Raw genomic sequence first — 26,157 nt, forward strand, 5'->3', positions numbered from 1 at the left:
GGTCAGCCCCGCCCGCCTGCGCGGCTTGCCCGGGCCCGGCGGGCTCTGCATAATCGTCAGCGTTTCTCAATCAGACACGCCGCCCCTCGGGCGGCTGCGCAAGCCGATGCTTATCCCCGCCTTCGTGTGTTGCGCCCAAAAACCCTCCCACCGCAGCGCCGGCCACCCCGGCGCGCGTCTGTGCCCCCGCACATGTGTGGATGACTTCGCATGGTGAAAGATCTGACCGAACGCCGGCTGGCCCGCATTCTGCTGCTGGGCATGGTGGGCATGTCCCTGCTGATTGCCCTGTTGCTGGGTGGCTATTATTTTGTGGTGCAGCGTCACGACTTTGACGGGGTGATGGTCACCCTGCGTCAGCGCGCGCTGCAAGAGCAGCAAACCCTGCTCAAACGCGAGGCCGAGGCCATCGGCCAGGATCTGGATTACCGGCGCGGCAATGCTGAATCGGTGCTGCGCGCCGAAATCCAGCAGCGGGTAGACCACGCGGTCAGCATTGCCGAAACCATATACCGGCTCAACCATGGCCACCAGGAAGAGGCCCGCATCAAGACCATGGTGATTGAAGCGCTGCGCCCCCTGCGCTTTTTTGAGGGCCGTGGTTATTACTTCATCGACACCCTGGACGGCCAGTGTGTGTTGCTGCCCACCTCGCCACAGCTGGAAGGCAGCTCGCTGTGGAATAACCAGGACCCTACCGGCCACTACATCATGCGTGGCCTGGTCGAAGCCACCCAGAATCTTCAGCGCGCCGGGTTTTCCCGCTATTACTGGTATCCGCCTGGCGAAAAAACCATGCGCGAAAAAATCGCCTATGCCCGAACATTCGCCCCGTTCAACTGGCTGATTGGCGCTGGGGAATATGTCTCCAATATCGAGGCAGACCAGCAGCAGGCGGCCTTGCGCCAACTGCGCGGCGTGCGTTTTGAGTCGCATGGTTATGTGGCCGTGCTGTCGATGGATGGCCGCGTACTGGTGTCGCCCACCCGGCCGCAGTCGGAAGGCCTGCTCGTTTCGCAACTGAACGGCCAGGAGCGCCGCGCGGTGGAGGCCGTGCTTGGCCAGGCGCGACGCGGCGGTGGGCTGGTGCGTTACCAGTGGCATCACCCGGATTCTGACGCGCTGGTGGAAAAACTCTCTTATGTCAGCGTGTATGCCCCATGGAACTGGGTACTGGTTACCGGGGTGTATCTGGACGAGTTTGACCAGGTGATGGCTGCCGAGCAGCAGGCAGTAGACGGGCGCGCCCGCAACCGGCTGCTGGTGGGGGCCGGCATCACCCTGTTGGTGCTGGCCGGGGCGCTGGTGTTTTCCTGGCGCTTTACCCACCGCATGCGCGCCATGGTGCGCCAGTATCAGGCGCGGCTGGAGCAAAAAAATCAGGAACTGCGCGAGCACGCCCGCAAGTTGCAGTTGGCGGCTGCGGTGTTCGAGGGCGGCAGCGAGGCGGTAGTGATCTGCGATGCGGATAACCGCATTCTCACCGTCAACCGGCCATTCACCCAGATTACCGGCTATGCCGCCGAAGACGTGATTGGCCAGAGCCCGTCGCTGTTTGCCTCGGGCTACCACGATGCCGCGTTTTATCAGGCCATGTGGCTGCGGCTGAAGCAGGAAGACCAATGGGATGGCGAAATCTGGAACCGGCGCAAGGATGGGTCGATCTTCCCGGAATGGCTGCGCATTGCCGTGGTGCGCAATGCCGCTGGCGCCATCGAAAACTACATTGCCACCTTCTCGGATATCTCCGAGCGTAAACACGCCGAAGAGCAAATCCGCCACCTGGCCTTTTACGATCCACTCACCGGCCTGCCCAACCGCCGTCTGCTGCTGGACCGCCTGCACCAGGCGCTGCTCAATAGCGAACGCCACGGCCGCCACGCCGCAGTGTTGTTTATCGACCTGGACAATTTCAAATCGCTGAACGACACCCAGGGCCACGATGTGGGCGACCTGCTGCTGGTGGAAGTGGCGGCGCGGCTCAAGCAGTGCGTGCGCGAAACCGACACCGTGGCGCGCTTGGGCGGCGATGAATTTGTGGTGATGCTGGAAAACCTGTCCGTTGAATTTGCCCAGGCGGTGGGCGAGGCCGAGCGGGTGGCCACGCCGATTATCCAGGCCATGCAAGCGCCGTTCGAGCTGGCCGGTTATCGGCATCACAGCTCGTGCAGTATTGGCGTCAGCGTGTTTTTTGGCTGCCGGGAAAGTGTGGAAGAACTGCTCAAGCACGCCGATACCGCCATGTATCAGGCCAAGGCGGCCGGGCGTGGTGTGGCGCGCTTTTTTGTGCCGGCCATGCAAGAGGCGCTGGAAGCGCGGCTGCTCTGGGAGTCCGAACTACGCCGGGGCATTGCCGAAGGCCAGTTGCGCTTATTTTATCAGGTGCAGATCGGCCCCGGCCAGCGCGTGCGCGGCGTGGAGGCGCTGGTGCGCTGGCAGCACCCCGAACGTGGGCTGGTGCCGCCGGGCGAGTTTATTGCCCTGGCCGAAGACACCGGCCTGATTTTGCCGCTGGGGAACTGGGTGCTGGAAGAAGCCTGCCGCCAGCTGGCCGTCTGGGCCCACTCGCCGGCCACCGCCCACCTGCATATTGCCGTCAATGTCAGCGCCCGCCAGTTTCACCAGCCTGGCTTTGCCGAATCGGTGCACGGGCTGATCCAGCGCCACGGCATTCATTCGTCGCGGCTGAAGCTGGAACTCACCGAAAGCCTGCTGCTGGACAATGTCAATGAATCCATCGCCACCATGCAGGCGCTGCGCACGCTGGGCATTGCCTTCTCGATGGATGATTTTGGCACCGGCTATTCCTCGCTGACCTACGTCAAGCGCCTGCCGATTGACCAGCTGAAAATCGACCAATCCTTTGTGCGCGATCTCACCACCGACCGCGACGACGAGGCCATTGTGCGCGCCATCATCGCCATGGCGCACAGCCTGAAGCTGGAAGTCATCGCCGAAGGGGTGGAAACCGAAGCCCAGCGCAGTTTTCTGGAGCACAACGGCTGCCATGCCTTCCAGGGCTATCTGTTTGGCCGCCCGATGCCGATCGAGCAACTGGACAGCTGGCTGGCCAGCACACAGGGGCGGGTGAGCGGCGCGCCGGGCCAGGCAGGGTAGTAGACCAGGCCCTTGCCTGCCTGTTAAACGACGCTTACCACACCTGCTGGCGGCGGTCTTCCACCCGCTTGGCCTTGTGGGTGGCGCGCGGCAGGGTGTCTGGCGCCAGCACCGCCACCTCGGCCGACACGCCGGTGACGGCTTTCAGCTGGCGCGCCAGCTGCGCCGCCAGTTCGCCATCGGCGTGCGGGCTGGCGTCGGCGCGCTCGGCTTCCACCCGCAGGCGGTCCAGATGCTGTTCGCGCTCCACCACCAGCCGGTATTCGCCATTGAAGCCCACCAGCGCGCGCACCACCGCTTCGACATCGCTGGGGAAGATATTCACCCCCTTGATGATCAGCATATCGTCCAGCCGGCCATGAGTGCCCAGCATGCGTTGCGAGGTGCGTCCGCAGCGGCAGGGCTCGGTGGTGAACGAGACAATGTCGCCGGTGCGAAAGCGGATCAACGGACGGGCGGTTTTTTTCAGCGTGGTCAGCACCAGCTCGCCGCGCTCGCCATCGGCCACCGGCAGGCCGGTTTCCGGGTCGAGCACTTCCGCCAGAATATGGTCTTCCGCCCAGTGCAGGCCGTCCTGCTCTTCGCACATACCGGCGCAAGAGCCAAAAATATCCGACAGGCCGTAGTAGTCATACACCTTGGCCCCCCACAGCGCTTCGATGCGCTGGCGGGTTTCCGGGATCGAGCCGCCCGGCTCGCCGGCAACAAAAATCCGCCGCACCGCCAGCTCGCTGCGTGGGTCCAGCCCGGCTTTCAGCGCGGTTTCGCCCAGATGCCAGGCGTAGGACGGCGTGGTCCACATCGCCGTGGCCTGAAACTGGCGCAGCACCGCCAGCAGCCGCTCGGACGGCAGCGTGCCGGCGTGGATGGACAAGGCTCCCAGCTTTTGCGCGCCCAGCACGCACGGGCCGCCGACAAACAGCGAGAAATTCAGCGCATGGCAATAACGGTCGTGCGGGCGCAAGCCGGACGACCAGAATTGGCGTGCCTCGTAATCCATCCAGTCGTCAAAATCGCGTGCGGTGAATGGCGACGCGGTGGGCACTCCGGTCGAACCGCTGGAAGCCGACACATACACAATGTCGCGCTCGGGCGCAGCCAATAAGTCGCCAAACGGCGGAACCGCCAGCTGGCGCTCGCGCAGGATGTGCTTATGGGTAAACGGAAAGCGGCGCAGGTCATCCAGCGTGCGCAATTGCTCGGGGCGCACGCCTGCGGCGTCGAAGTGCTGGCGGTAAAACGGCGACTGTGCATAGGCCAGGCGCAGGTGGTCTTGCAACAAGGCAAGTTTCAGCGCGTCCCAGTCGGCGCGCGACTGGGTTTCCAGCGCGGCGTCCCAATAGCGGCGGTCATCGGCGGCGTGGTGGCTCATCGGCGGGCTCCGGCAGCAAGGCAAAGCCGGCATTGTCGGCCGCCGCGCCGGCGGCCGGAACGAAGCAAGGGTTATGCGCTTATATCCAAGCGGACTACAGCGGGCTCAGAACGCCGGATAAATCTCGTTCTTGAAATGACGCAGGCTAGGCCGCTCACCAAACCCAGCCTTGCCGCACTGCGTGTACTGTCTGCCGCCGCGCGCCAGGCCAGGCGCGCTTTGCTGCATTTTGTGAGCGACGCTTACTGCCCGCACCACGTCGGCGGGCGCTTGTCGATAAAAGCATTAATTCCCTCCTGCGCGTCGCGGGCCTGCAAATTGGCCACCATCACCCCGCGGGTGTAGGCGTAGGCTTGATCCAGCGGCAGTTCCGCCTGGCGGTAAAACGCCTGTTTGCCCATCGCCAGGGTCAACGGCGATTTGCTGGCGATTTGCCGCGCCAGCGCCGTGGTGCGCGCTTCCAGCTCGGCGGCCGGCACATAGTCGTTGATCAGGCCAAAGCGCAGCGCGGTGTCGGCGTCGATCAGCTCGCCGGTCAGCAGCATCTGCATGGCGTGCTTGTGGCTGATATTGCGCGACAGCGCCACCATCGGCGTGGAACAGAACAGGCCGATGTTCACGCCGGGGGTGGCAAAGCGCGCGTCCGCCGCCGCCAGCGCCAGGTCGCAACTGGCCACCAATTGCGCGCCGGCGGCGGTGGCCACGCCGTGCACGCGGGCGATCACCGGCTTGGGCAGGGCGACAATCGCCTGCATCAGCTCGGCACAGTCGGCAAACAGCGCCTCGGTGTAGTCCGGCGCGTAATCGGCGGCGCGCAGTTCTTTCAGGTCATGGCCGGCGCAAAAAGCCGGGCCGGCGCCGGCCAGCACCACCACGCGGGCGTCCGGGTTGGCGGCGATGTCGGCCAGCGCGGCCAGCAGCGCGCGCAGCATGCCTTGCGACAGCGCATTGCGCACCTGCGGGCGATTCAGCGTCAGGGTGACCACGCCATCCTGGTGGTCTTGCAGCACATAGGGGGTGTCGTTCATGGTTGTTCTCCGTTCTCCTCGGGGTGTCCGCATGATAGCCAATGGTCATTTGCCGTGCTTGGCTGGCTTGCGCAAGGCGCCCGTGACATCCACCCGGCGCAGCGCCGCCAGTTCGGCCGAGCTGGGCGGGGCGATTTCCTGCACATCGGCCGCCACGCGCAAGGCCCAGCCGGTGTGCGCCTGAATCTCGGCCACGCTGGAAAACGGGTAATAGCCGGTCAGCACAAATTCCTTGCTGTCTGGCTCGGGGCGCAGCACGCCCAGCGTGGTGACAATGGCGGATGGGCCGCCGCCGACAAAGCCATGGCGGGCGCGGGCGTTGCCGCCTTCCAGATAGCCGGGCGAGCTGATGTAGTCCACCCGTTCGGCAAAGCGCTTGGCTTCATGGCTGACCATGATCACCACCCGCCCGGCGCCGCAGGCAATGTCATTGGCGCCGCCCGCGCCGGTCAGCCGGGTGTCTGGCGCGCGGTAATGCTCGCCCAGGCCATCCTGCCAGATGCCGGTGGTGTTGACGTTGCCAAACTTGTCCACCTGCGCCGCGCCAATAATCCCCACATCGCAACGGCCAGACGCCACCAGAAAGCCCAGCGCATCCAGCGCATGGGTAAAGCTGGTGGCGTTGGCCGACAGCCGGTTGCATTCAATGCCCCAGGGCAGGCCGCCCACTGGCGTGGCGCCGTACACGCCGCCTTCGGTCATCGAGCGCAGTCGGGGCGCGTGGTGCGCCTGGGCAAAATAGCCGGCCAGCATGGACAGGCCAACGCCAAAAATGGCCAGCTCGCCGTCGCGCAGCTCGCGGCCGGCGGCAATCGCCATCATTTCCTGACGGGTGTAAGGCAGCTCGCTCATGCGTGCGTCTCCGGGGTGTGCGCCAGCAGCGCCGCCACTTGCTCGGGGGTTTTGATCCATTGGCGAAACGGGTCGAGCAAAAAGCCGGTGGCGGTGGCCGACAGGCGGGCGCGGACATCGTCGCCAATGCGCGCCAGATAGTCGTCCAGGCTGTTCACCCCATAAACAAATTCATTCAGGTATTGCGCCGTGCCTTCGGCCGTGGCCAGCGCCTGATTCATGTGCAGCATGTGCGCCTCGTCGGCGTCGTACCAGCCGGGCGAACTTTGCGGCCAGGCGGCAAACGGGTGATAGACCACCGCCTCGACCAGAATGTCAGGAATGCGCACCAGATTGGGGAATTGCAGCATGCAAGCGCCATCGACGATGGCGTCGGCAATCAGGATCACCTTGCCGGCGGCGCGCGACAGCTCAAAGCGGCTCCACTCGCTGCCCAGCATGATGGCGTTGCCCTGCGGGTCGGCCAGCGACACATGGATGGCCGCCAATTCGGGCCGCAGCGGGCTGAAGGCGCCGATTTCCCGCCCGGAAAACGGGTCGGTGACGGTCGGGATTTTTGTGGTGGACGGGTAGTCTTCGGGCGCGAAGGCCGAGCGGTGCTGGATGTCCGAGCCGATATTGACGGTGGCCGGCACAAATGGCCAGTTCAGCGCGCCGCCCAGCAGACGCAGCGCCATGGCCAGATTGGAATAATCCTCCAGCGCGGTCTGGCCGGATTCCACCGCCCGGCGCAGGCCGTTGGCAAAGCCGAACACCTCCAGCCCGGAAAACCCGCACTCGGCCTTGTCCACCGCGCCAGCGGCGGCCAGCAGATTGAGCTGCTGGCTATTGCAATGAAAGATGGCGTGCAGCTTGCTGCGGCGCTGGCGCAGCAGTTCGCGGCCAAACACGATGGCGTCCGAGCCGATGGGCAGCGCGGCGCCGCTGGCGTATTGCATGCCGTCGCGGGTGTAGCGGCGCACGGCTTCGGCCAGAGAAATCAAACGATGGGCGGGCATGGTTTAAAAACGGTCCGGATGCGGCGCGCCGGCCCGGCGCGCCAGGGTGAGCAGATCGGCGCGCAACTGCGCCGTCGGGGTTTGGTAAGCCGCCACGCCCAGCCAGCGGCCGCGCGCGTCAAACAAATAAATGCCGGCGCTGTGATCCAGTGTGTAGTCAGCGCCGTCCGCCGCCGGCTGGCGCTCGGCGTGCAGTTGCAGCGCGCGCACCAGCGCAGTGGTGTCGGCTTCGCCATCGCCGCGCAGCGTGGTGATGGCGCGGCCGCCGCGTGGGCGGAAGGCAGCGGCGTATTCGGCCAGGATGGCGGCTGAGTCACGCGCCGGATCGAGGGTGACAAACACCCCCTGCACCCGCCCGCGCAAGCCGGCCGGCAGCTGCTCGATGGCGGTTTTCAGCTCACTGAGCGTGGTGGGGCAGACATCCGGGCAATGGGTGTAGCCCACCGCCAGCGCCACCACCCGGCCGCGCCAGTCGGCCAGCGAACGGCGCTGGCCGGCGCTGTCGCTCAGGCTGAACTGCGGCTGCTGTGGGGCATTCACCGGCGGCGGCGCTGCGTGCAGCTTGGGGCGCGCCGGCTGGCGCGGCACAAAGGGCTGGCGGTCGTAATCGCCCCGGCGCACATAGTCCAGCAACTGGCGCAGGCCATCGGCGTTGAGCACGCCGGTGTAGCGGTAGCGCAACGCGCCATCGGCGGCAAAAAACGCCAGCGACGGCGTGGCGTACAGCCGCAGGCGGCGGGCAAAATCAGCCGCAGTGGTGGACGCGCCGTCCAGGTCGGTCAGCGGGGCGGGGCTGGCCAGATCAATGCGCGCTTCGACAAAGTCCTGACGCAGCCGCGCCGCCAACGCCGGCTGGGTGAACACCTGGCTGGCCATTTCGGCGCAGCCGGCGCACTCAGGCAGGGTCAGCCACACCGCCACGCCCTTGCCGGCGCGCGCAGCGGCCTCCCGCGCCTGATCCAGCCGCAGGGTGTCTTGGGCAAACAGCGCGCCGGCCTGCGCCAGCGCGGCGGCGGCCAGCGCGCACAGCATCAGCAGCCAACGCATCAGGCGCGCACCCAGAACAAGGCGCGGCGCTTGACGGCGTCCAGCGCCGACATCGCCAGCCAGGTGATCAAGCCGGTGTACAGAATGCCGGCGACCATTTTCGGGTAGTCGGCAAAGTCGGCGTAATACTGCACAAAGCGGCCCAGGCCGGCGTTGGCGCCAAACAGCTCGGCCACGGTGAGCAGGATGAAAGAAAAGCCCAGCCCCACCGCCATGCCGGAAAAAATATGCGGCAGCGCAGCAGGAAACACCACCTGACGCTGAAAAGCCCAGCCGGTGAGGCCAAGAATGCGGGCGTTGTCGCGCCAGCGCGCTTCCAGCGCGTGCGCGCCGGCGGCGCTGTTCTGAAAAATCGGCCAGAAGGCGCCGATGAACACCACAAAAATCGCCGACAGCTTGAAGGTGGGCAGCACGGCGATGGCGTAGGGGATGTACACCGTGGGCGGCACTGGCGCGGCGACGCGGGCAAAGGGCAGGCTCATGCGTTGCAGGCGCGGCGAGCTGCCCACCGCCAGGCCGCTGGCGATGCCCAGCAGGCAGGCCAGGCCAAAGCCGGGCAGCAGGATGGAAAACGACGACAGCGTGCCGGTCCACAGTTCGGGCAAGGATTCCACCAGCGCGCGCAGGGTGACGTCGGGCGCGGGGATCAGCGGGTTGTGGCCCAGCGGCAGGTAGCGGGCGGCGGCCAGCCAGGCGGCGAGCAGCAGCAGCCAGATCAGGCTGGCTTCCAGGGCGTGGCGCGCCAGGGTAAGCAGGCGGCGCCAGGCGGGCGGGGCGGCGAGGGCGGCGGTGGGCGCCGGGGCGGTGGTGGCGACGGTGGTCATGGGGTGGGGTCCTTTTTCACGGTCGGGGTAGGGTTGTCGAAATGGGGTTGCAGGCTGCGCTGGCGCGCAGGGATGCCAAGGTTGATTGAGGGCGGGGCTTCTCCCCGCACCCGACCCCTTTTCTTTGTCTCGCCAAAGAAAAGGGGGAAAAGAAAGGCGACCCGGGACGCGCGTCCGTCCCTGCGGGCCGGATGCCCTGTGCTTCTCGAAAGTCAGGGCCGCCCCGGAATGGCGCGTCGGCTACGCCGCCGCTTAACCGGGCCGGACTACCCCCTGACTTTCTGCGATGCTCGGCGCGCTTTACGGGGGGAACCCCAGCTAGGCACAACGAGCTGTGCAATGAAAAACCCCAAAGCAGACTTTGGCGTTGCCAGTCTGGCTTCTGGCATCTGATAACCACCTGAGGCATTTTTCAGGCCATTTATCTTTTGCGTAAGACATAAAGCCCGGTTTCACGCCGGCGCAAGCTGGCGCAGGGTGTCGTCCGCCAGGGTTTCGGCAATCTGTTCGCGCAGCAGCTGGAATTCGGCGCTGGCGAACAAGGCGCGGCGGTCGCGGTGGCGGGGGAAGGGCACGTTCAGGTCGGCGATCACCCGGCCGGGGCTGGAGCCGAGGATGACCACCCGCTGGCCCAGGTACAGCGCTTCGTCCACGTCGTGGGTGACGAACAGCACGGTGGTTTTGGGTTCGGCGGTTTCCCACACATCCAGCAGCACGTCTTGCAGGCGGGCGCGGTTGACCGGGTCGAGCGCGCCAAACGGTTCGTCCATCAGCAATAGCGGCGAGCCGATGGCCAGGGCGCGGGCGATGGCGGCGCGCTGGCGCATGCCGCCAGACAATTCAAACGGGTATTTGTCGCCGATGTCGTCCAGGCCCACGCGGGCCAGCGCGTGGTGCGCTTCCTGGCGGCGCGCGGCGCTGGGGGTGCGTGGGCGGGCTTTGCCGATGGCCAGCGCCAGGTTGTCCACCACCGTCATCCACGGAAACAGCGCGTAATCCTGAAACACCACGCCGCGCTCCAGCCCTGGGCCTTTCAGCGGCCGGCCGGCCCAGTACAGCCGGCCACGCGCCGGCTCCAGCAGGCCGGCGGCCAGGCGCAGCAGGGTGGATTTGCCCGAGCCGCTGGCCCCCAGCAGCGAGACAAACTGTCCGGGCGGCACATGCAGGTGGATATTGTCCAGGATCGGCGCGCCGTCATAGCCAAAGTGCACGCCTTCCAGAATCAGTCCCTGGCTCATCATGCGTCCTTTTGCTTGTACTCTTTTTGCAGCTTTTTCCAGAACGGGTCGTTGGGGTTTTCCCGCGCCAGCTGGGCCAGCACTTTGGCGTACAGTTGGCTGTCGATGGCGGCGTTCAGGTCCGGCTTGGTGGGGATGAATTCGCTGTTCACCATCACGTCGGCAAAGTGTTTGACGCCCTTGACGTTGGGGTCGCTGGATTGGTCCAGATACGGGGAGTAAAACCCGCGCCACAGCAGTTTCGGGTCGAGCTTGACGTATTTGGCGATCGAATCGATGGTTTGTTGTTTGTTCTCGGTGGCGAATTTTTCCGCCTTGAGAATGGCGCGCAGGAATTTCTCCCAGGTGGCCTGATCCTTCAGCCGGGTGTCGGTGACCACCAGCCGGCAGCACGGGTGGCCGGGTTGCAGGTCGGTGGAGTGGATCACCACTTTCAGGCCCTGGTCTTCGGCGCGCAGGTCATGCGGGCCCCACACCACGCCGGCGTCCACCTGGCCGGATTTCACCGCTTCAATCACTGCCGGCGGGTTTTTCAGCTCGAAAATCTGCACATCGGTTTTCCAGCGGATGCCGGCGTCCTTGAGCGCGCCGCGCAGCACGGCGTCCCCCGAGGCCATGCGCACGGTGGCGATTTTTTTGCCGCGCAGCGCGCTGATTTTATTGTACACGCCAGCGTTTTCCGCCGTGGTGATCACCGCCGCGTCGCCGCCCATGATGCCGCCAATGATCTTCAGGTTGGCGCCTTTGGAAATATGCGCCACCGGGGCGGTGGTGCCAAACGCGCCCACGTCCAGCTTGCCGGCCACCACGGCATTCAGGCCGTCGGCCGAGTTCTGGAATTCCACCAGCTCGACATCCAGCCCTTCCTGGGCGAACAGGCCCTGCTCTTTGGCGACAAAAAACTTGGCGTGGCCGGTGACCGGCAGATAGCCAACCTTGATCGGTTCGGCCAGCGCCAGGCCAGACAGGCTCAGCGCCAGCGCGGCGCAGGCGGCGCGCACGGCGTGCGGACGCAGCAAACGGGTAAAGGACATGACAGCGCTCCTGAAGTGCAATGGGGATGCGCCGCACTGTACCCAAGCCGGCCGGCCAGGCTAAACAAGGAATCCGCACAACGATATGGCTTTTTCAGATAAGCGCGGCTCACCAAACCCGCCAGGCGTCGCCGGCTTACGGCGCCGGGTTGAACCAGCGCAGGCGGATGTCCGCCACCGCCTGTTCCAGCGCCTCGCTCCACGGCGCCTCCCAGGCGTTGAGGTTTTCTTCCAGCTGGGCCAGCGAGGTGGCGCCGATGATGGTGCTGGCGACAAACCAGCGCGAATAAACAAACTTCAGCGCCAGCTGCGCCGGGCTCAAGCCGTGCGCCTCGGCCAGCGCGGCGTAGGCGGCCACCGCCTCGGGCACGCCTGGCTTGCTGTAGCGCTGGGCAAAGCCGTCAAACTCGGTCACCCGGCCGCGCGCCTGCGGGTCGCGCAGGTATTTGCCGCTGAGCAGGCCAAACGCCATCGGCGAATACGGCAGCAGGGCAATCTGCTCACGGTGGCAAAACTCCAGCATGGCGGTTTCCCAGGTGCGGTTCAGCAGGCTGTAGGCGTTTTGCACGCTGACCACGCGCGGCAGCTGGTATTCACGGGCGGCGTTGAGAAACTGCATCAGCCCCCATGGCCATTCGTTGGACAGGCCGATATGGCGAATCTTGCCCTCGTCCACCAGCTCGGCCAGCGCTTCCAGCGTTTCGCGCGGCGGGGTAAACGGCCGCTCCTTGGCCGGATCGTAAACAAACTCGCCAAACATCGGCGTGTTGCGCTCGGGCCAGTGCAATTGGTAGAGATCAATGTAGTCGGTTTGCAGCCGGCGCAGCGAGTCTTCCACCGCCGCGCGCAAATTGGCGCGGGTGAAGGCATGCTGGCCGTCACGAATCCATTGCAAACCCCGGCTGGCGCCGGTGGCCTTGGTGGCCAGCACCACTTTGTCGCGGTCCTGGCGGGCCAGCCAGCTGCCGACAATCCGCTCGGTGGCGTGCACGGTGTCGGCGCGCGGCGGCACCGGGTACATCTCGGCGGTGTCGATGAAGTTGACGCCACGGGCAAAGGCGTAATCCAGCTGGGCATGGCCTTCGGCCTCGCTGTTCTGCTGGCCAAAGGTCATGGTGCCCAGGCAAATGGCGGAGACATGCAGCGTGCTGCCGGGCAGGGTGCGGTATTCCATCGGGGCTTCCTTGTCGGTGGGGAGGGCAGGCGGATGCGGCAGTCTACGCCGCGGGCAGTACAGAACGCGATGGGCTATGGCCCATTTTTTGCCATGCAGCACATGGGCCTGGGCCTCTGGGTTTGCTGCCAACCAAATACGTATAAGCCGCAAAATATCGCTTCTTTCCGGGCGCACACGCTCGCCGCCTATGCTGGCGGGCCGGATCACAGCCCGTGATCCCCCACGACAGGAGACCGGCATGCTCGCCCGCCCAGACTTTTCCCGGCCGCCGGGAGCCGCGCGATGAATTTTCAGCAACTGCGCATCATCCGCGAAACCGTGCGGCAGAATTTCAACCTCACCGAAGTGGCCAATGCGCTGTACGCCTCGCAATCCGGCGTCAGCAAGCACATCAAAGACCTGGAGGACGAACTTGGCCTGGAGCTGTTCATCCGCAAGGGCAAGCGCTTTCTTGGCCTGACCGACCCCGGCAAGGAGCTGCTGGTGATTGTCGAGCGCATGCTGCTGGACGCCGCCAACATCCGCCGCCTGGCCGAGCAGTTCAGCCAGCGCGACGAAGGCCAGCTGACCATCGCCACCACCCACACCCAGGCGCGCTACGCGCTGCCGCGCGTGGTCACCGCCTTCAAGGCGGCGTTTCCGAAAGTGCATCTGGTGCTGCACCAGGCCAGCCCCAGCGAGCTGGTGCGCCTGTTGCAGGAAGGCGAGGCCGACATCGGCATCGCCACCGAGGCGGTGGCCGACGTGCCCGAGCTGGTGTCGTTTCCATATTACAGCTGGCATCACGCCGTAATCGCCCCGCCGGCGCACCCGCTGCACCAAGGGCCGCTGACGCTAGAAGCGCTGGCCGATTATCCGCTGATCACTTATCACCACGGCTTTACCGGCCGCACCCGCATCGACCGCACCTTTGCCGACGCCGGCCTGAACGCCGACATCGTCATGGCCGCGCTGGACGCCGATGTGATCAAGGCCTATGTGGAGCTTGGCCTGGGCGTGGGCATCATCGCCTCGATGGCCGTCGATCCCAAGCGCGACGCCCACCTGCCGGTGGTGGCCGGCGAACCGCTGTTTGGCTACCACACCGCCCGCATCGCCGTGCGCCGTGGCCACTATTTGCGCAGCTACGCCTACCGCTTTATTGAACTGTGCGCCGACGTGCTGGATGAGGCGACGGTGAAGCAGGCGCTGAGTCCGGTGACGCAGGAGTAAGCGCGGCTCATAAAATCCCCGACGTGGTGGCGTGACCTTGCTGGACTCCCGCACTGTCTGCGCACGCCTGGCCAGCGCCGCGGCGCCGGGTTTGGTGAGCGGCGCTTACCCCTCGGCGCCGCCCTCCCGCTCCACCCGCAGCCGATAGCGAAAGCGATCTCCCCGGTAGTGAATCCAGTCCAGCTCCAGCGGCTGGCCGTCGCGGGTGTAGGTCATCCGCTCCAGATGAATCAGCGGCGCGCCTTCGGCCACTTCCAGCCGGGCGGCCAGCTCCGCGCTGGCGGCGACGGCGTCGATGCTCAGTTCGGCGTAGCCCAGGGCGATGCCGTAATCCTGTTCGTAGATGGCGAAAATGTCGCGTCCGGCCAGGTCTTCCTGCGCCAGCCGCCGGCCCAGTTCCACCGGCACATAGGTCAGGTCTACCGAAACTGGCGCGCCGTCCAGGTGGCGCACGCGGCGGATTTCGGTGACTGGCGCGCCTTCGGCCAGCGCCAGCCAGCGGGCCACGGCGGCGCTGGCTGGGCGTTCCTGTAGCGACTCCACCCGGTTGTGCGCCAGATAGCCCTGGTCGCGCATGGCTTCGGCAAAGCCTTGCAGCCGGCCCAGCGCCTGGGCGGGTTTGGGCGGGGCGACAAAGCTGCCCTTGCCGGCCACGGTGCTGAGCAGGCCTTCTTGCGCCAGCACGCCCAGCGCGTGGCGCACGGTGATGCGGCTGACGCCAAACTGGCTCATCAGCGCTTTTTCCGAGGGCAGGCGCGCATGCGGCGGGTAGCGGCCGGTGAGAATTTCGCCGCGCAGCCAGTCACGAATCTGGCCATGCAGCGGCTGGCTGGGGTCAAGCAGGGGCGTCATCGAAGGAGTCCAGGGTTAAGAGTCGCTCACAAAACCCAGCGAAGCGGCCCTGGCTAGGCGTGTGACCGCAGACAGTACAAGCAGTACGGCAAGGTCACACAACAACGCCAGGGGGTTTTGTGAGCGGCTCTAAGCACTGCCCACAAAACGCTCTTGGCCTTGTTGCCCAGCCTTGCCGTGCTTCTGGCTCTGTCGGCGTGCTGGCCAGGCTCGCTGCGCTGGGTTTTGTGGGCGGCATGCTAAGTTGCACAAGATGCCGGGCAGTATACCCGCACTGGCCAGCCAACCTGTTATGACAGGTTATAACTTTATCTGCAAAGCTTTGCAGTTTTCCTCGTTTCCGCCGGCTGGCCGGCGCTGCCTAGAATCCTCGCCATCCCCTGACGCGACTGTCGGCCCCGCCGGCGGCTGCCCACTTGTAATGAGGAATGTGCGATGAGTCTTGATATTTTCTGGTTTCTGCCCACCTCGGGCGACACCCGTTACCTGGGCCGCGCCGACGCCGCCCGCCCGCTGAACAATGCGTATCTCAAGCAGATCGCCGTGGCGGTGGATCAGCTCGGTTACGACGGGATTCTGATTCCCACCGGCAGCGGCTGCCTGGACCCCTGGGTGACCGCCTCAACCGTGGCCACCGTCACCCAGCGCATCAAGCTCCTGGTGGCGCTGCGCACCGCGCTGACCCAGCCCACCGCCGCCGCCCGTCAGGCCGCCACGCTGGATCAGGTCAGCAATGGCCGCCTGCTGGTCAATGTGGTGGCTGGCGGCGACGCCATCGAGCTGGCCGGGGACGGGATTTTTCTGGATCACGACGCCCGCTACGAAGAAGCCCGCGAGTTTCTCACCATCTGGCGCCAGCTGCTGGCTGGCGAGACGGTGAATTTCTCTGGCAAATATCACACGGTGAAAGACGCGCGCAATTTCTTCCCACCGGTGCAAACCCCGCATCCGGGCATTTATTTTGGCGGCTCGTCGCCGGCGGCGCATGACTTGGCTGCCGAACAGGTGGACGCCTACCTGACCTGGGGCGAGCCGCCGGCCGCCGTGGCGGAAAAAATCGCCGACGTGCGCGCCCGCGCCGCCCAGCATGGCCGCACCGTGCGTTTTGGCGTGCGCCTGCATGTGATTGTGCGCGAAACCAACGAAGCCGCCTGGGCGGCGGCTGATGCGCTGATCGAGCATGTGGACGATGCCACCATCGCCAAGGTGCAGGCGCGCTACGCGCAGATGGATTCTGAAGGCCAGCGGCGCATGGCCGCGCTGCACAATGGCCGGCGCGACCAGCTGGAAGTCAGCCCCAATCTGTGGGCGGGCGTTGGCCTGGTGCGCGGCGGCGCCGGCACCGCGCTGGTGGGCGATCCGCACACCGTGGCGGCGCGGCTGAAGGAATACGCCGACCTGGGTGTGGACAGCTTTGTGCTGTCCGGTTACCCGCACCTGGAAGAAGCCTACCGCTTTGCCGAGCTGGTGTTTCCGCTGCTGCCGGGCAAGGCCGAGCTGCGCCCGGCCGGCAAGATTGTCACCGGCGGCCCGTTTGACGCCAGCACCCTGGCCGACGTCCCGGCCGAACAGGAGGCCGCATGAACGTCATCGACATGCGCTGCCGGCCGGCCTATCTGCACGACTTTTTTGGCGCCACGCCCGGCACGGCGGCGTATGAGTCGGCGCGCTGGCTTAACCGCCGGGTGGGCTCGCGCCACGACGAGCACTTCACCCCGTCGCTGACCCGCGAGGGCTTCTTGCAGGAAGTCCACGCCGCCGGCCTGCGCCACGCCGTGGTGGTGGGCCGCCACACCCCCGGCCAGCACCTGCCCAATGACCGCATCCAGCAGATTGTCGCCGACGACCCGGTGCTGCTGGGGGTGGGTGCAGTGGACCCGATTGTGCAGGGCGTGCAGCCGGCGCTGGATGAGCTGGAGCGCGCGGTGAACAGCCTGGGGCTGATCGGCATTGATGTCGAGCCAGGCTTTGGCCAGCCGGCGCGCCACGCCGACGACCGCGCGTATTTCCCGGTGTACGAAGCCTGCGCGGCGCTGAATGTGCCGGTGTTCATCATGTCCGGCCCGACCACGCCCGACCCCAGCTACAACGACCCGGCGGCCATCGGCCGGCTGGCGCAGGCTTTCCCCACCTTGCCGATTGTCTGCTACCACGGCTTTTACCCCAATGTCGCCGGCATTCTGGGCGTGGCCTTCCGTCACGAGAATGTTTATGTGGTGCCGGACATGTATTTGTTTGTGGCGGGCGCGCGCGATTACGTCGAGGCCGGCAATGGCTTTTTGCGCGAGCAATTGTTGTTTGGTTCGTCCTACCCGTTCCGGCCGATTGGCCAGTCGATTGACGATTTTCTGGCGCTGGGCTTCAAGGACGGCGCCGTAGAAGCGGTGCTGCACGACAACGCCGCGCGCTTGCTCAAGCTGGGCCCGGCGCCGGCCCGCTGAACCGAATTCCCTGGAGAACACATCATGACCGACGCTTTTCAACCGTCCCGCCGCCGCCTGCTGGGCGCCTTGTCCGCCGCCGCCCTGGCCGCCGCGCTGCCGCGCCCGGCGCGGGCCGCCAGCGACACCCTGCGCATCGGCTACCAGAAATACGGCACGCTGGTGCTGCTGAAGGCGCAAGGCACGCTGGAAAAACGCCTGGCCCCGCTGGGCATTCAGGTGAAATGGGCGGAATTCCCCGGCGGCCCGCAACTCCTGGAAGCGCTGAACGTCGGCAGCGTGGACTTTGGCACCACCGGCGAAACCCCGCCGATCTTCGCCCAGGCCGCCGGCGCCGACTTGCAATACGTGGCCTATGAGCCGCCGGCGCCCAAGGGCGAGGCGATTGTGGTGGCCAAGGATTCGCCGCTGAAATCGGTGAAAGACCTCAAAGGCAAGCGCGTGGCGCTGAACAAGGGCTCGAATGTCCACTACCTGCTGGTCAAGGCGCTGGAAAAAGCTGGGCTGAAATACGAAGACGTGCAAACCGTGTTTCTCAACCCGTCCGACGCGCGCGCCGCCTTCGAGCGCGGCAGCGTGGACGCCTGGGTGATCTGGGACCCGTTCCTGGCCGCCGCCGAGCATCAGCTGGGCGCGCGCCAGCTGGCCGACGGCGTCGGGCTGGTCAGCAATCACCAGTTTTACCTGGCTTCGCGCCGCTATGCCGAGCAAAACGGCAAGGTGATCAAGCTGATCGTGGAAGAACTCGCCCGCCTGGACGCCTGGGCGCGGCAAAACTTCAAGGACGTGGCCGGCCAGCTGTCCTCGCAAATCGGCCTGGACGTCAACATCGTGCGGGTGGCCGCTGAACGCGGCACTTACGATGTGCGCCTGCTGGATGCCAAAGTGATTGCCGAGCAACAGCGCATCGCCGATGTGTTTCATCAGCTCAAGCTGATTCCCAAGCCGGTGTCGGTGAAAGACATTGTCTGGTCGGGGCAGTAAGCGTCGCGCATAACACCCTCCTGGTGTCATTGCCCGACCTTGCCCACCTGCGCCCCAGCCGCCTGACCCGCGTCTGGGGCGCGCGGCTGTCTGCGGCGCCGGCAATGCACAAATCCGCATAAGCAATGCAAACCTGCTCGTTTGGGTTTGCCGCAGGCGGCGGCTAGAGTGGCCGGCGATGCCATATTTTTTGTGAATTCTGTTCGGGACTTATCATGCTCACTGCCTTCAAACGCCTTGCCGTGGCCGCCGTGGCCTTGTTCGCCAGCGCGACGCACGCTGCCGACGCCCCCAAGGAAATCCGCCTGGATTATGCCTATTATTCGCCGCCCAGCCTGGTGCTCAAGCGCTTTGGCTGGCTGGAGCAGGCGCTCAAGCCAGAAAGCATCACGGTGAAATGGGTGCTCAGCCAGGGCAGCAACCGCGCGCTGGAGTTCCTGAACAGCGGCAGCGTGGATTTTGGCTCCACCGCCGGCCTGGCGGCGGTGCTCAGCCGCGCCAACGGCAACCCGATCAAGAGCGTGTACGTGTATTCGCGCCCGGAATGGACTGCGCTGGCGGTGGCCAAGGATTCGCCGATCAAGTCGATCAAGGATCTCAAGGGCAAGAAAATCGCCGCCACCAAGGGCACCGACCCGTATTTGTTCCTGCTGCGCGCGCTGCACACCGAAGGGCTGAAAAAAACCGATATTGAGCACGTGGCGCTGCAACACGCCGATGGCCGCGCCGCGCTGGAGCAAGGCCGGGTGGACGCCTGGGCCGGGCTGGATCCGCTGCTGGCCGCCAGCGAGCTGGAAGCCGGCTCGCGGCTGATTTACCGCAATGTGGCGTTCAACACCTACGGGTTTTTGAATGTCAGCGAAAAATTCGCCAGCGCCTACCCCGAGCAGGTGAAAAAAGTCATCGCCGCCTACGAGCAGGCGCGCAAATGGATTCTGGCCAACCCGGACGAAACCGCCAAAATCATTGCCGAAGAAGCCAAGCTGCCGCTGGCGGTGGCCAAACTGCAACTGAGCCGCAACGACTTCAAGACCCCGATTCCGGGTGAGGCGCACAGCCAGGCGCTGAAAGCCGCCGCGCCCATCCTGCTGGAAGAAGAGCTCGTGAAAAAAGGCACGGAAGTCAACCGGGTGATCGACGCGCTGATCGAGCCGGGCTTTGCCCGCGCCGTGGTGCGCTAAGCGGAGCGCAGCATGGCGGATATTGACCAACACGCCGCGCGCCCGCTGACAGCCGCCTGGGCGAAACGGGCGCAGGGCTGGCTGTTGCCGCTGGCCGTGCTGCTGATCTGGGAGACGGTGGTGGCCCAGCAGTGGGTGAGCGCGCATTTGCTGCCGCCGCCCAGCGAGCTGGCGCACACCCTGCTGGAGTTGACCCGCAGCGGCGCCTTGCTGGCGCATATCGGCGTCAGCGTGGCGCGGGTGCTGGCCGGCTTTGCCATCGGCGCGGCGCTGGCGGTGGCGCTGGGCGCGGCGGTGGGGCTGTCGCCGCGCGTCGAGGCGCTGATCGACCCCAGCTTTCAGGCGCTGCGCGCCATTCCGTCGCTGGCCTGGGTGCCGCTCTTGTTGCTGTGGCTGGGCATTGATGAGGCGCCCAAGCTCACCCTGATCGCCATTGGCGCGTTTTTTCCGGTGTATCTGAATCTGGTGGCCGGCATTCACAATGTCGATCGCAAATGGGTGGAGGTCGGACGTGTGCATGGCCTGCGTACTGGCGCGCTGATCGGTCGGGTGTTTCTGCCGGCGGCGTTGCCGCATGTGCTCACCGGCTTGCGCGGCGGGCTGTCGCTGGCGTGGATGTTTTTGGTGGCGGCCGAGTTGATGGCCGCCACGCGTGGTCTGGGGTATTTGCTGACCGATGGCCGGGAAACCGGCCGCGCCGACCTGGTGCTGGTGGCGATTGGCGTGTTGGCGGTGCTGGGCGCGCTCAGCGACAGCCTGTTGCGCCTGCTGGAAACCCGCTGGCTGGCCTGGCGCGACGTGGCCCTGACCCAGGAGGCCCAGCCATGAGCGCGCCCTTGTTGCAACTGGATATTCAGGCCAAGCAGTTTGCCCGCCGCCTGGTGCTGGATCGGGTCAGCCTGTCGCTGGCCGCTGGCGAAGTGGTCAGCCTGGTGGGCCCCAGCGGCTGCGGCAAAAGCACGCTGCTGCGCATCATCGCCGGGCTGGACCGCGACTATCAGGGCCAGGCGCAGATTCTGGGCGAGCCGATTCGCCTGCATTCGCGCCATGTCGGCGTGGTGTTTCAGGAGCCTCGCTTGCTGCCATGGTTGAGCGTGGCCGACAATGTCGGCTTTGAGCTGGGCCGGCGCGGCGGCCGCCATCCACGGGTGGCCGAGCTGCTGGCGGATGTCGGGCTGGCCGACTGGGGCCACGCCTACCCCAAGCAATTGTCTGGCGGCATGGCGCAGCGCGTGGCGATTGCCCGCGGTTTGTTCACCCGCCCGGCGCTGCTGTTGCTGGACGAGCCGTTCAGCGCGGTGGACGCCTTTACCCGCATGCGCTTGCAGGATGTGCTGCTGGCGGCCGCCAGCCACAGCCAGGCCAGCGTGCTGCTGGTGACCCACGACGTCAACGAAGCGGCGTATCTGAGCGACCGGGTGCTGGTGCTGGGGCGCAACCCCGGGCGGATTCGCGGCGAGGTGCGGGTGGATTGGCCGCATCCGCGCCAGCGCGGCGACGCCCGGCTGGCGCGCGCCGAGGCGGAGATTCTGGCCCTGCTGGACGACCGCGAGGACGCCCCGCAGCCGCCGCCCCAGGCGGCGCCATGGCCGGCTTCGCTGGCCAGGCTGCGGCTGGCGGTGTAAGCGCCGCTCAGCAACCCCTCCTGGCGTTGTTGTACGGTCTTGCCGCCCTGCTTGACTGTCTGCGGTCGTGCGCCCGGTCAGGGCCGCTACGCTGAGTTTTGTCAGCCACGCCCACACACACAGGCAGATGCACACAGGCCCACGCCATACAGCGTGGGCCTGTGTGCATTGGCAGCTCAGCCTGCCGGGTGGGCGGGGTCGGCCAGTGCCGGCAGTTGCACACCCATCATGTGCAGACGCGGGCAATTGACCATCTGGCTCAGCACTGGAGTTGGCATGTCGGCCAGGCCGTTGATCCATGGCCGCACCACCAGTTCGATGGCCAGCTTGAAATCATCCTGCATCCATTCTGGCGGAATCATGCGTTCCAGCAGCAGCATGGCCAGACCGTGCACCATCGACCAGATGGCCGCAGAATAATGGCTGGCCGTGGTTTCGTTGATGCGCGCGGCCATCGGCGAGCCTTGCGCTGCGGTCAGGATGGCCTGGGTCAGCGCCTGAAAACCGGCCTGGCCGGCCTGCCAGCTGGCCAGAATGGCTTCTTCGGTCTGGTTTTGCGGCGGAGGGAGGTTTTTCAGGCCGTCCGGGCCGCCATGATTGGGCTCTTTGAGCAGTCCACCAAAGTGATCGCCCGGGCAGTGGCTGAACATCACCGCTAAGTGCGCCGGGTGGCGGATGGCAAAGTTCAGGTAGGCACGCGCCATGCGCTCCAGGGTTTCGTTCAGTTGATTGGGCTCGCGGGCAATGCCGGCCATGGCCGCGTGCAGCAGCTGGTAGCCTTCGCTGGCGGCCACCGCCAGAACGTGATCCTTGCCTTCGAAGTGCCGGTAGGGCGCGGCCTGACTGACGCCAGCGGCCCGGCAGATTTCGGCCAGGGTAAAGCCAGACGGGCCACGCTGGCGCACCAGTTCCAGCGAGGCATCAATCAGCGCGCGGCGCAGATCGCCATGATGATAGCGGCCGGCAGGCTTACGCGGGATGCGAGGTCCGGATGACGGCATGATGAAGACACTCATACAAATGTGTAATGAGGCATATCTTATTGCAATGCGCGGAGCGCTGACAGTCTGTTCTACTTATGTTAATATACAATACATCTCCAAGGCCTTGCTGGCATTGCCCATTTGCCAACAAGACGTCTTTGCAGGATGCGTGTTGATACCCCGACAGCTCTCCGGCTGATCGGGGTTTTTTTTCGGCGATACCCTGGCCCGGCGGCCCAGGGTTTTGGCGCTATAATGACGGCCAATCCAAACACCCTGGGCTGCATTGGCGGCCCTTTTTGCCATTCCACAAGGTTTTCGACATGTCCCAGATTCCCCAGACCCTGACCCACTGGCTGATCGACGCCCAGCGCAAGGCTGGCGGCGACAGCGTGATGTTGCAGCTGCTTGACGACATCGCCACCGCCTGCAAGATGATCTCCCACGAAATCGCCCAAGGCGCCATGCTTGGCAATCTGGGCAAGGCCGGTAGCGAGAATGTGCAAGGGGAAGAGCAAAAACAGCTGGACGTGATCGCCAACGATATCTTTCTGGCGGTAAACGCTCAGGCCGGTCATTACCCAGCGATGGCTTCGGAAGAGCTGGAAGACGTCTATGTGGTGGATGGCGCGGCCGAGGGCAAGTATCTGCTGCTGTTTGACCCGCTGGATGGCTCGTCCAATATCGACGTGAATGTCTCGGTGGGCAGTATTTTCTCCATCCTGCGCCTGCCTGAAGGCGCTGATCCCAGCCAGGCGGCCGCCTTCCTGCAAACGGGTGTGCAACAAGTGGCTGCCGGCTATGCGCTGTATGGCCCGTCCACCATGCTGGTGATCAGTGTCGGCCAGGGCGTGCATGGCTTTACCCTGGATCGCAACACCGGCCTGTTCTACCTGACTCACCCGGACATGAGCATCCCGGCAGACACCAAGGAGTTTGCCATCAACGCCTCGCGTGCCCGCTTCTGGGAGGCGCCGGTCAAGCGCTATGTGGACGAATGCCTGGCCGGCAAAACCGGCCCGCGCGGGCGTGATTTCAATATGCGCTGGATTGCCTCGATGGTGGCCGAAGTGCACCGCATCCTCACCCGTGGCGGGCTGTTCATGTACCCGATGGACGCCGAAAATCAGGCCAAGGGCGGCAAACTGCGCTTGATGTATGAAGCCAACCCGATGTCCTTCCTGGTGGAACAAGCCGGTGGCGCCGCCAGCACCGGTCGCCAGCGCATTATGGATGTCGCGCCGACCGGCCTGCATCAGCGCATTTCGGTGATTCTGGGCTCGAAAAACGAAGTCGAGCGCGTTGCCAGCTACCACGCTGAGTAAGCGTCGTACTGCGTCCGCACCACGCGCGCAGCCCATCCGGGTTGCGCGTTTTTTATTGGCACAGGATATTGTGTCAATACTTTGTACTATTCAATAAATGGCATGCGCTGGACAAAATACGCCGTAATGAATCCAATATGTCAGGTGCTTGCCCTGGCAATGGGGCAGTGATACGGGCTGGCGTGCGTTCAGTTTGACAAGGCTTATCCGTTTTGCGCATACCATCCCCCATTAATGTCATATGAATTTTGTGCGCCGCAAAACAACCAACCGTCAAGTGTTTCAGAAATAGCTCCCTCCCAACCAGCCGCTCTAAGTATTCGTACGAATTGAAACCCAACTGAGCTCTTCTACAGTGAAACACGGGGCGCAATCCGGCCCCATGTGTCAGGCACGCCAGAAACCCTGGCTGCGGCACCGCGGTGAAGGCGACACCCCTGCCCGCCACCGGTTTTCTCGTGGAGACGCTCGCATGAAAATCAATCTGCCGATCAATCAGACCGAATACCGGGTGGATCCCAAGCAGCCGATTGTCACCCGCACCGATCTGAAGGGCATTATCACCTACGCCAACCCGGCCTTTATTGCACTGAGCGGCTTTACCGAAGCCGAGCTGATTGGCCACAGCCACAATGTGGTGCGTCACCCGGACATGCCGCCCGAAGCGTTTGCCGATTTGTGGGAAACCCTGAAAGCCGGCTCGCCCTGGCAGGGCATCGTGAAAAACCGCGCCAAGGATGGCGGCTTTTACTGGGTGGACGCCTACGTCACCCCGGTGACCGAAAACGGCCAGACCATTGGTTATATGTCAGTGCGCAATGCGCCGTCCCCGCAGCAGATTGCCGAAGCCGAGCGCCTGTACGCCGCCATTCGCAACAAACAAGCCAAAATGCCATCCACCTTGACGCGCGCACGTCGGCTGCCATCGTTTGCCCGGCGCATGTGGGGCGCCAGCCTGCTGTGCGGCTTGCTGGCTGGCGGCGCCAATTTCTGGCTGGACCGCATGGGCCTGGCTTGGCTGAGCTGGATCGCTGGCGGCATGCTGGGCATGTTGCCGGTGCTATGGCTGCTGCCGCAACTCACCCGCACGCTGAACGAGGTATCGGCCGGCTTTATCAACTTGGCCGAAGGCAAGCTGAACATGCCGGTGCGGCAAAGCTGGCACTGCGCGCTGGGCGATGTGCAGGTGCGCCTGGAATCCATGCGCATCTACCAAAAAGCCGTGGTGGCCGATGTGATCACCGAGGCGCAGGCCAACAGCGCCTCGGCCGAAATGCTCAACGCCAATCTGGGCCAACTGGTGCAATGCTTTCACGCCCAGAACGTCATGCTGGCAGAGATGGCCGCCCAGCTGGACAGTGTGGGCAGCTCGGTCAAAGAAATCGTCGCCGTGTCTGATGCCATGTCGCACGAAGCCGAGCACACCCGCGAGCGGGTGGCCGAAGGCGATGTCACCATGCTGGATATCTCCAGCTCGTCGCGCAACACCCTGGATGCGATGACCCACTCCTGCGCGTCAATGCAGGCCTTGCGCCAGACGGTGGCCAGGATTCAGGAAATGTCAGCGCTGATCGACGATATCGCCGGGCAGACCAATCTTCTGGCGCTGAACGCCTCGATTGAAGCGGCGCGCGCTGGCGAGCACGGGCGCGGGTTTTCTGTGGTGGCCGACGAAGTGCGCAAGCTGGCCGAACGCACGGTCAGCTCCAATCAAAGCATTCAGGACACCCTGCAAGCCATCCACAGCCATGTGTTCGAGGCATTTGGCCGCACCGAAAAAGCCATGGGCACCGTCGAGCACAGCCAGCAGGCGATTGGCCACTTTTCGCAGGGGCTGAACAATATCCGCGACGCCGCCGAACACGCGCTGCAACAGGCCCGCGCGCTGCTGGGCTTCACCTCGCAGCAATCGGAAGCCACCCAGGATGTGGTGGTGCACCTGAATGAAGTGTTCGCCTCGCTGGAGCGCAACGAACAAACCGCCGTGGATTTGCAGCAGCAAGCCGGCCGGCTATCGCAAAGCAGCCTGAGCCTGAACAAGCTGCTCGGGCATTTCCGTATCGCTTGAGTGTCATGAATCGCCTGGCCGGCCGAGTCAGGTGGTTTACTGTGGCCCGCGCGTCTCCCCGGTGTCGCGCGGGATTTTTTGCCAGCGGCCTGCCGCCCATGCCACAGTGCCCCGTTGCCTCACAGCCTGCGCCTGATGGCGTTATCGTCGCAGAGCCCGTGCGAACGGCGCACCGGCCAGGACTCCAGGAGTATTTGATGCTGACCTTGTCTTTTCGCCACTGGGCATCGGCCGCACTGCTGGCCGGTGGCCTGCTGGGCAGCCTGCCCACGCTGGCCGACCAGCCGCCGCCCGAAGCTGCCAGTGGCTTTGCCCGCATCACGGCCCCCACGGCGTTTGACCACGCCATGATTGTCACCGCCAACCCGCTGGCCAGCGATGCCGGCGCCGCCATCCTGCGCCAGGGCGGCAGCGCGGTGGATGCGCTGATTGCCGCGCAATGGGTGCTGGGGCTGACCGAGCCGCAGTCGTCCGGCCTGGGCGGCGGCGGCTTTTTGCTGACTCACGACGGCAAGCGCACGCTGCAAAGCTGGGACGGCCGGGAAACCGCGCCCGCCGCCGCGCGCGGCGAGCGCTTTATCGGCGCCGACGGCAAGCCGCTGCCCTTCACCCAGGCAGTGGCCAGCGGCAAGGCAGTCGGCGTGCCCGGCCTAGTAGCCAGTCACGTTGAAACGCGAGGATAAAGACGAGCAAGCTTACGTCGGGCATCCTGAGTGGAGAACTTCCACTTGATGGGGATGGCTTTGGCGTTGCGTTCACGCACATTGGCCTCAACCTCGCGTCGCAACGTTTCTTCATC

Annotated in this window: 22 protein-coding genes; 11 read left to right on the top strand and 11 right to left on the bottom strand. The window is 65.0% G+C overall.

What is annotated here, in order from left to right; translation table 11 throughout:
- The first annotated feature begins 210 nt into the window (after nt 1-210).
- Nucleotides 211-3,117 (top strand): bifunctional diguanylate cyclase/phosphodiesterase, encoded by a 2,907-nt coding sequence (locus tag DFR34_RS13255; RefSeq protein WP_110391640.1) that lies wholly within the window; start codon nt 211-213, stop codon nt 3,115-3,117.
- 34 nt (nt 3,118-3,151) lie between these two features.
- On the opposite strand, the gene DFR34_RS13260 is transcribed toward DFR34_RS13255, so the two are convergent.
- The 9 genes from DFR34_RS13260 to DFR34_RS13300 form a co-directional block, all read right to left on the bottom strand.
- A complete protein-coding gene (locus DFR34_RS13260) occupies nt 3,152-4,489 on the bottom strand; it encodes a phenylacetate--CoA ligase family protein (protein ID WP_110391641.1) in 1,338 nt (445 codons plus the stop codon).
- Nucleotides 4,490-4,731: 242 nt separating this feature from the next.
- Nucleotides 4,732-5,517, bottom strand: coding sequence for an enoyl-CoA hydratase (locus DFR34_RS13265; protein ID WP_110391642.1), 786 nt, complete (start codon nt 5,515-5,517; stop codon nt 4,732-4,734).
- A 45-nt stretch (nt 5,518-5,562) separates the two neighbouring features.
- A complete protein-coding gene (locus tag DFR34_RS13270) occupies nt 5,563-6,369 on the bottom strand; it encodes a CoA-transferase subunit beta (RefSeq protein WP_110391643.1) in 807 nt (268 codons plus the stop codon).
- The gene (locus DFR34_RS13275) at nt 6,366-7,367 is read right to left on the bottom strand and encodes a CoA transferase subunit A (protein ID WP_110391644.1); all 1,002 of its coding nucleotides are present in this window, start codon (nt 7,365-7,367) and stop codon (nt 6,366-6,368) included. The genes DFR34_RS13270 and DFR34_RS13275 overlap by 4 nt, the downstream gene beginning before the upstream one ends.
- A 3-nt stretch (nt 7,368-7,370) precedes the next feature.
- Nucleotides 7,371-8,414, bottom strand: a complete 1,044-nt coding sequence (locus DFR34_RS13280) for an SCO family protein (protein ID WP_110391645.1) — start codon at nt 8,412-8,414, stop codon at nt 7,371-7,373.
- Nucleotides 8,414-9,238 (bottom strand): ABC transporter permease, encoded by an 825-nt coding sequence (locus tag DFR34_RS13285; protein WP_110391646.1) that lies wholly within the window; start codon nt 9,236-9,238, stop codon nt 8,414-8,416. Before DFR34_RS13285 ends, DFR34_RS13280 begins: the two co-directional genes overlap by 1 nt.
- 452 nt (nt 9,239-9,690) lie before the next feature.
- Nucleotides 9,691-10,479, bottom strand: a complete 789-nt coding sequence (locus DFR34_RS13290; RefSeq protein WP_211309415.1) for an ABC transporter ATP-binding protein — start codon at nt 10,477-10,479, stop codon at nt 9,691-9,693.
- The gene (locus DFR34_RS13295; protein ID WP_110391647.1) at nt 10,476-11,510 is read right to left on the bottom strand and encodes an ABC transporter substrate-binding protein; all 1,035 of its coding nucleotides are present in this window, start codon (nt 11,508-11,510) and stop codon (nt 10,476-10,478) included. Before DFR34_RS13295 ends, DFR34_RS13290 begins: the two co-directional genes overlap by 4 nt.
- A 136-nt stretch (nt 11,511-11,646) precedes the next feature.
- Nucleotides 11,647-12,684, bottom strand: a complete 1,038-nt coding sequence (locus tag DFR34_RS13300; RefSeq protein WP_110391648.1) for an aldo/keto reductase — start codon at nt 12,682-12,684, stop codon at nt 11,647-11,649.
- 285 nt (nt 12,685-12,969) lie between these two features.
- Here DFR34_RS13300 and DFR34_RS13305 point away from each other — a divergent pair, with 285 nt between their 5' ends.
- On the top strand, nt 12,970-13,899 hold the full coding sequence (locus DFR34_RS13305) for a CysB family HTH-type transcriptional regulator (protein WP_110391649.1): 930 nt from the start codon (nt 12,970-12,972) through the stop codon (nt 13,897-13,899).
- Nucleotides 13,900-14,004: 105 nt separating this feature from the next.
- Here the strand turns inward: DFR34_RS13305 and DFR34_RS13310 are convergent, their stop codons facing one another.
- The gene (locus tag DFR34_RS13310; RefSeq protein ID WP_110391650.1) at nt 14,005-14,751 is read right to left on the bottom strand and encodes a GntR family transcriptional regulator; all 747 of its coding nucleotides are present in this window, start codon (nt 14,749-14,751) and stop codon (nt 14,005-14,007) included.
- A 435-nt stretch (nt 14,752-15,186) separates the two neighbouring features.
- Here DFR34_RS13310 and ssuD point away from each other — a divergent pair, with 435 nt between their 5' ends.
- From ssuD to DFR34_RS13340, 6 genes are all read left to right on the top strand, one after another.
- Nucleotides 15,187-16,335, top strand: coding sequence for an FMNH2-dependent alkanesulfonate monooxygenase (gene ssuD, locus DFR34_RS13315; RefSeq protein WP_110391651.1), 1,149 nt, complete (start codon nt 15,187-15,189; stop codon nt 16,333-16,335).
- Nucleotides 16,332-17,192, top strand: a complete 861-nt coding sequence (locus tag DFR34_RS13320; protein ID WP_110391652.1) for an amidohydrolase family protein — start codon at nt 16,332-16,334, stop codon at nt 17,190-17,192. The genes ssuD and DFR34_RS13320 overlap by 4 nt, the downstream gene beginning before the upstream one ends.
- A 24-nt stretch (nt 17,193-17,216) precedes the next feature.
- Nucleotides 17,217-18,176, top strand: a complete 960-nt coding sequence (locus DFR34_RS13325) for a sulfonate ABC transporter substrate-binding protein (RefSeq protein ID WP_110391653.1) — start codon at nt 17,217-17,219, stop codon at nt 18,174-18,176.
- A 215-nt stretch (nt 18,177-18,391) separates the two neighbouring features.
- On the top strand, nt 18,392-19,357 hold the full coding sequence (locus DFR34_RS13330) for an aliphatic sulfonate ABC transporter substrate-binding protein (protein ID WP_110391654.1): 966 nt from the start codon (nt 18,392-18,394) through the stop codon (nt 19,355-19,357).
- A gap of 12 nt (nt 19,358-19,369) precedes the next feature.
- Nucleotides 19,370-20,185 (top strand): ABC transporter permease, encoded by an 816-nt coding sequence (locus tag DFR34_RS13335; RefSeq protein WP_110391655.1) that lies wholly within the window; start codon nt 19,370-19,372, stop codon nt 20,183-20,185.
- Complete coding sequence (locus DFR34_RS13340) at nt 20,182-20,982, top strand: ABC transporter ATP-binding protein (protein WP_110391656.1); 801 nt, start codon at nt 20,182-20,184, stop codon at nt 20,980-20,982. Before DFR34_RS13335 ends, DFR34_RS13340 begins: the two co-directional genes overlap by 4 nt.
- A gap of 176 nt (nt 20,983-21,158) precedes the next feature.
- On the opposite strand, the gene DFR34_RS13345 is transcribed toward DFR34_RS13340, so the two are convergent.
- On the bottom strand, nt 21,159-21,983 hold the full coding sequence (locus tag DFR34_RS13345) for a TetR/AcrR family transcriptional regulator (protein WP_158281830.1): 825 nt from the start codon (nt 21,981-21,983) through the stop codon (nt 21,159-21,161).
- A 305-nt stretch (nt 21,984-22,288) separates the two neighbouring features.
- Here DFR34_RS13345 and DFR34_RS13350 point away from each other — a divergent pair, with 305 nt between their 5' ends.
- From DFR34_RS13350 to DFR34_RS13360, 3 genes are all read left to right on the top strand, one after another.
- The gene (locus DFR34_RS13350) at nt 22,289-23,290 is read left to right on the top strand and encodes a class 1 fructose-bisphosphatase (protein ID WP_110391658.1); all 1,002 of its coding nucleotides are present in this window, start codon (nt 22,289-22,291) and stop codon (nt 23,288-23,290) included.
- Between the two features lie 472 nt (nt 23,291-23,762).
- Complete coding sequence (locus tag DFR34_RS13355; protein ID WP_158281831.1) at nt 23,763-25,358, top strand: methyl-accepting chemotaxis protein; 1,596 nt, start codon at nt 23,763-23,765, stop codon at nt 25,356-25,358.
- Between the two features lie 197 nt (nt 25,359-25,555).
- The gene (locus tag DFR34_RS13360) at nt 25,556-26,041 is read left to right on the top strand and encodes a gamma-glutamyltransferase (RefSeq protein WP_110391660.1); all 486 of its coding nucleotides are present in this window, start codon (nt 25,556-25,558) and stop codon (nt 26,039-26,041) included.
- Nucleotides 26,042-26,157: the final 116 nt, after the last annotated feature.

The organism is Rivihabitans pingtungensis (assembly GCF_003201855.1).
Classification (GTDB): Bacteria; Pseudomonadota; Gammaproteobacteria; order Burkholderiales; family Aquaspirillaceae; genus Rivihabitans; species Rivihabitans pingtungensis.

Coding starts and splice junctions, on each gene's coding strand:
- DFR34_RS13360 (WP_110391660.1), top strand. CDS start 25,556: ATGCTGACCTTGTCTTTTCGCCACTGGGCATCGGCCGCACTGCTGGCC.
- DFR34_RS13265 (WP_110391642.1), bottom strand. CDS start 5,517: ATGAACGACACCCCCTATGTGCTGCAAGACCACCAGGATGGCGTGGTC.
- DFR34_RS13280 (WP_110391645.1), bottom strand. CDS start 8,414: ATGCGTTGGCTGCTGATGCTGTGCGCGCTGGCCGCCGCCGCGCTGGCG.
- DFR34_RS13330 (WP_110391654.1), top strand. CDS start 18,392: ATGCTCACTGCCTTCAAACGCCTTGCCGTGGCCGCCGTGGCCTTGTTC.
- DFR34_RS13350 (WP_110391658.1), top strand. CDS start 22,289: ATGTCCCAGATTCCCCAGACCCTGACCCACTGGCTGATCGACGCCCAG.
- DFR34_RS13340 (WP_110391656.1), top strand. CDS start 20,182: ATGAGCGCGCCCTTGTTGCAACTGGATATTCAGGCCAAGCAGTTTGCC.
- ssuD (WP_110391651.1), top strand. CDS start 15,187: ATGAGTCTTGATATTTTCTGGTTTCTGCCCACCTCGGGCGACACCCGT.
- DFR34_RS13260 (WP_110391641.1), bottom strand. CDS start 4,489: ATGAGCCACCACGCCGCCGATGACCGCCGCTATTGGGACGCCGCGCTG.
- DFR34_RS13300 (WP_110391648.1), bottom strand. CDS start 12,684: ATGGAATACCGCACCCTGCCCGGCAGCACGCTGCATGTCTCCGCCATT.
- DFR34_RS13355 (WP_158281831.1), top strand. CDS start 23,763: ATGAAAATCAATCTGCCGATCAATCAGACCGAATACCGGGTGGATCCC.
- DFR34_RS13285 (WP_110391646.1), bottom strand. CDS start 9,238: ATGACCACCGTCGCCACCACCGCCCCGGCGCCCACCGCCGCCCTCGCC.
- DFR34_RS13310 (WP_110391650.1), bottom strand. CDS start 14,751: ATGACGCCCCTGCTTGACCCCAGCCAGCCGCTGCATGGCCAGATTCGT.
- DFR34_RS13255 (WP_110391640.1), top strand. CDS start 211: ATGGTGAAAGATCTGACCGAACGCCGGCTGGCCCGCATTCTGCTGCTG.
- DFR34_RS13305 (WP_110391649.1), top strand. CDS start 12,970: ATGAATTTTCAGCAACTGCGCATCATCCGCGAAACCGTGCGGCAGAAT.
- DFR34_RS13320 (WP_110391652.1), top strand. CDS start 16,332: ATGAACGTCATCGACATGCGCTGCCGGCCGGCCTATCTGCACGACTTT.
- DFR34_RS13275 (WP_110391644.1), bottom strand. CDS start 7,367: ATGCCCGCCCATCGTTTGATTTCTCTGGCCGAAGCCGTGCGCCGCTAC.
- DFR34_RS13290 (WP_211309415.1), bottom strand. CDS start 10,479: ATGATGAGCCAGGGACTGATTCTGGAAGGCGTGCACTTTGGCTATGAC.
- DFR34_RS13335 (WP_110391655.1), top strand. CDS start 19,370: ATGGCGGATATTGACCAACACGCCGCGCGCCCGCTGACAGCCGCCTGG.
- DFR34_RS13345 (WP_158281830.1), bottom strand. CDS start 21,983: ATGCCGTCATCCGGACCTCGCATCCCGCGTAAGCCTGCCGGCCGCTAT.
- DFR34_RS13270 (WP_110391643.1), bottom strand. CDS start 6,369: ATGAGCGAGCTGCCTTACACCCGTCAGGAAATGATGGCGATTGCCGCC.
- DFR34_RS13325 (WP_110391653.1), top strand. CDS start 17,217: ATGACCGACGCTTTTCAACCGTCCCGCCGCCGCCTGCTGGGCGCCTTG.
- DFR34_RS13295 (WP_110391647.1), bottom strand. CDS start 11,510: ATGTCCTTTACCCGTTTGCTGCGTCCGCACGCCGTGCGCGCCGCCTGC.